Origin of the sequence: Vibrio sp. 1S139, assembly GCF_041439475.1 — a bacterium.
Classification (GTDB): Bacteria; Pseudomonadota; Gammaproteobacteria; order Enterobacterales; family Vibrionaceae; genus Vibrio; species Vibrio crassostreae_C.
In genome coordinates, this window is sequence record NZ_JBGOOD010000125.1 from 1 (window position 1) to 4660 (window position 4660).

Here is a 4660-nt window from a genome sequence, read left to right on the forward strand (position 1 = left end):
AAAGGTTACGACGTTCGTTTCGATGATTGAATGTGTCGATTTAAAGACGCTTACTATTTACTTATTTATTAGCAACGTTACCTAGCTTCAACCACGTATCGATAACCGTATCCGGGTTTAGTGAAACAGAGCTGATGCCTTGCTCCATTAACCACTCTGCTAGGTCGTCATGGTCAGATGGGCCTTGGCCACAAATACCCACGTATTTACCCGCTTTGGTTGCCGCATCGATCGCCATTTTCAGCATTGCTTTCACGGCTGGGTTACGCTCATCGAAGAGGTGTGCCACATCGCCTGAATCTCGGTCGAGGCCAAGTGTCAGTTGCGTCATGTCGTTTGAGCCGATAGAGAAGCCATCGAAGTACTTCAAGAACTCATCAGCCAAGATTGCGTTCGATGGTAGCTCACACATCATGATCACTTTCAGACCTTGGTCGCCACGGCGAAGGTCGAATTTAGCCAGAATGTCGATAACCGATGCCGCTTCGCTTGGAGTACGAACGAATGGGATCATGATTTCAACGTTCTTAAGGCCCATTTCGTTGCGAACGCGTTTGATCGCTTGAGTTTCTAGCTCGAAACAGTCTTCGAATACTGGTGAGATGTAACGAGATGCACCACGGAAGCCCAGCATTGGGTTCTCTTCATGCGGTTCAAACGTTTTACCGCCGACTAGGTTGCTGTACTCGTTCGACTTAAAGTCAGACATACGTACGATCACACGCTTAGGCCAGAATGCAGAAGCGATGGTCGCGATGCCCTCTGTTAGTTTGCCTACGTAGAAATCGATAGGATCTTTGTAACCACGAATACGCTGTGTGATTTCAGCTTTAAGCTCATCAGACTGTGCGTCAAAGTTGAGCAGTGCTTTCGGGTGAATACCGATCATCTTGTTGATGATGAACTCTAGACGAGCAAGGCCGACGCCTTCGTTTGGAATCTGCGCGAAATCGAAAGCACGATCTGGGTTACCCACGTTCATCATCACTTTAGTCGGTAGCATTGGTAGCTCATCAACCTCAGAACGTTTGATTTCAAAGTCGAGTTCGCCGTTGTAAACGTAGCCTGTTTCGCCTTCTGAACATGACACTGTCACGGTATCGCCATCGTTTAGGCTGCTTGTTGCGCTGCCACAACCAACGATTGCTGGAATGCCTAGCTCACGAGCAATGATCGCAGCGTGACAAGTACGGCCACCACGGTTAGTCACAATCGCAGACGCTTTCTTCATCACAGGTTCCCAGTCTGGGTCTGTCATGTCAGTTACCAGCACGTCGCCTTCTTGAACCAGTGACATTTGGTCTAGAGAATCAACCAAGCGAACAGGGCCAGAGCCGATACGCTGACCGATAGCGCGGCCTTCAACCAAGACATCCGCCTTATTGTTTAGCTCGTAACGCTCGATAACGTTTTGATCGCTTTGAGAACATACGGTTTCTGGGCGAGCCTGAACGATGTAAAGCTTGCCGTCGATGCCATCTTTCGCCCACTCAATGTCCATTGGACGTTGGTAGTGCTTCTCGATGATCATCGCTTGTTTTGCTAGCTCTTTGATCTCTTCATCGTTGAGTGAGAACTCGTTACGCTCTTGAGTATCGGTGTCGATGATATCTACTTGCTTACCGATCTCTTGATTGGTCGAGTAGATCATCTTGATCAACTTAGAACCAAACGTCTTTTTAACGATTGGGTAGTGACCCGCTTCTAACATTGGCTTGTGAACGTAGAACTCGTCGGGGTTCACAGCACCTTGCACAACCATTTCACCCAAGCCCCAAGAAGAGGTGATGAATACCACTTGGTCGAAGCCAGACTCAGTATCAAGCGTGAACATCACACCTGAAGAGGCTTTGTCTGAGCGAACCATGCGCTGGATACCCGCAGACAATGAAATGCCACGGTGGTCAAAGCCTTGGTGTACACGGTAAGAGATAGCGCGGTCGTTAAACAGTGACGCGTAAACGTGCTTGGTTGCTTCGAGTACCGCGTCGATGCCTTTCACGTTAAGGAAGGTTTCTTGCTGGCCTGCGAAAGAAGCATCTGGAAGATCTTCTGCGGTTGCCGATGAACGAACCGCTACAGACAATTCTTCGTTGTCTTCAATTAGCTCACGGTAGTTCTCACGGATGTCTTGCTCTAGTGATTCTGGGAAGGGTGCATCTAGAACCCATTGTCGAATCGTTGCACCTGTCTTACGCAGGGCGTCAACGTCTTCAACATCAAGTTCATCAAGTAGTTGGTGAATGCGCTCATCAAGACCTTTGTAATCAAGAAAGTCGTTAAACGCATAAGAGGTGGTAGCAAAACCATTAGGTACAGAAACACCAGCATTGGACAGGTTAGAAACCATCTCGCCCAGTGAGGCGTTCTTACCGCCGACTTTGTCGACATCTTCCATGGATAGGCCATTGAACCATAGGGTATTATTTTGCATTTATTTCTCCAGAAACATAGCAAGCATTGTAGGGATTTAAAGGCAAACGATTACGTATCAGTTTAAAAAAACGTAAATTATTTTCTAAAGCTGTGGGGGACGTAATAGTCAGCAGGGTTTTATTATCTATATTATGGTTACCATCCTACTCAAAATAATTTTAAACATTAAATAAAAAATGCAAATTGATATCCAAAGTCGTGATGTATTCTATGTTTCTGATGGAACGGCCATAACATGTGAGACTTTAGGGCATGTTGTTCTAGGTCAATTCCCTTTTAAAGCCAATGAAAAAACCTTTCCGTTTGTGGAAAGTGAGGACAAACTTTCTGATTTATTAAAAGAGATTGAAATTTCGTATCGTGATACCGGATTAGAACCGCTAGTGTTCTTTTCGATTGTGATACCTGATATCAAAACCAAATTGCTAGAAGCGCCCGCGCACTGTTATGACGTGTTAGAGAGCATCGTGCAGAAAGTACAGGATGACATTCAGATGGCGCCTGTTCCTAAGTTGCAGCGCTCACGCAGTGTAAACAAGGACTCGGTGAAGTATTTCGACCGTATTGCTGCGATTGAGTACACGCTCGCGCATGATGATGGCATCACGCTAAAAGGGCTGGAAGAAGCCGACATCATCTTGTTGGGTGTTTCTCGAAGTGGCAAAACACCAACAAGTTTGTATATGGCGATGCAGTTTGGCTTACGCGTAGCAAACTACCCATTTATCCACGATGACTTGGCACGCTTAAAGCTGTTGCCAGAGTTTGAGATCTACCGACATAAGCTGTTTGGTTTGACCATTGATGCAGAAAGGCTCACTGAAATTCGTGAGAACCGCTTAGCAGGCAGCGAATACGCCAGTGACTCACAATGTTTGTATGAATTGCAAACGGTAGAGGCGATGTTCCGTCGAGAAGCAATACCTTACATCAACACCTCTTCACTATCGGTTGAAGAAATTTCGACACGAATCTTGGAGCGAACAGGTTTGAGAAGGCGTCTGCTGTAAGACAAAGCCTTAGAGAAATAGAATGGCCAGATAAAAGAAAATCGAAGCTCGCAGTTTACACCTGAGAGCTTCGATTTTTTGTTTGTGCTCGTTGTAGTCGCTTGCGAGTCAGAGCTTGTTTTCTTAATCAGAGCTTGCTTTCTTAATCGAGATAGCTTTCTAGCGAAGTAAAGACAGCTTTAGCGTTTCACTTTTCTTTTCTAACCAGCGTTCAAGTGCTGGTGGCCATGTGATGCTTGGTTCTACGCAAAAGCCACGAAGCATCGAGAAATACACCGCTTGATCGACTAGAGGCAGTGATGACTCACCATTCTCTAGATCCAGTAAGAGTTCGGCATCTTTCAGTAATGGGTTAATCAGTTGAACGAACTGAGGCGTCTTTTCTAACAGTTCTTCAAAGTTAAAACCTTCGGTCTCTTTACTGGCACGCCAAGCTTCTTTGGCTCCAGCAGAGCGATATTCAGCCAAGTCGAGGTTCCACCAACATGGGCGTCCAATCTGTTGAGTAAGAGGGAATGCGCGAGTTTGGAACACAGTCACTTGCTCAGATGGCACACGCTGCTCATCGCTTGATTTCAAGTCCATGAAGTACGCGATGATATCTAGGCTCTCTGCCATGATAGAGCCATCGTCTTTTTGTAAGACGGGCACCATCTTTTTACCGATCAGATCGATAAGGGTTTGGGCATCATCATAATCGACAGAAACAAGCTCAATGTTCAAGCCTAGCGATTGAGCAATGTAGGAGACTCTTGCACAGAAAGGGCAGTGGCCGTAAATGTAAAGCTTCATAGCTTCCCTCATTCGGGTCTTTCTTAGTATAAGATGATGCTAATGTACCAGAAACTTTCGCAGACAATAAGCCTTTGTTAACAAGAACTATTCAGTGCGATTAAGTGCACGGGAATATCAAGAGAACGATGAGAATAAGCACCTAGTGTAGAAACTCGTTGCCTAATTCTATTGTCAGTTGAGTGCGGTTTTATTGTAACGAGTAAGCTAATGGGTAAATTACAGGCATAAAAAAGGCTCTGGCTGCTTACTCTAATGCAGAAGAGTGAAGTCAGCCAAAGCCTCAATTTTGTTACCTTTAGTAGAGTGACTACTAAAAGGGCAGAGTGGTTAAACTATGCTTTTTTCATAGACAGAACCTTAAGCTCTAAGCTCAGCGTAAATTCCGTCTAACGTAATGTTTTCTTTAGACTTCCTCTGCG

3 protein-coding genes are annotated in these 4660 nt (G+C 45.5%); 1 reads left to right on the top strand and 2 read right to left on the bottom strand.

Translation table 11 applies throughout. From position 1 onward, the window contains the following. Positions 1-61: 61 nt before the first annotated feature. Entirely contained in the window at positions 62-2434 is a 2373-nt protein-coding gene (gene ppsA, locus ACED46_RS21435; RefSeq protein WP_371722405.1) for a phosphoenolpyruvate synthase, read from the bottom strand. Between the two features lie 178 nt (positions 2435-2612). Between ppsA and ACED46_RS21440 the strand changes: the two genes are divergently transcribed. Then, on the top strand, positions 2613-3446 hold the full coding sequence (locus ACED46_RS21440) for a pyruvate, water dikinase regulatory protein (protein ID WP_017060559.1): 834 nt from the start codon (positions 2613-2615) through the stop codon (positions 3444-3446). A 159-nt stretch (positions 3447-3605) separates the two neighbouring features. Here ACED46_RS21440 and grxB read toward each other — a convergent pair whose 3' ends face one another. Beyond that, positions 3606-4238 (bottom strand): glutaredoxin 2, encoded by a 633-nt coding sequence (gene grxB, locus ACED46_RS21445; protein ID WP_371722406.1) that lies wholly within the window; start codon positions 4236-4238, stop codon positions 3606-3608. Positions 4239-4660 lie beyond the last annotated feature (422 nt).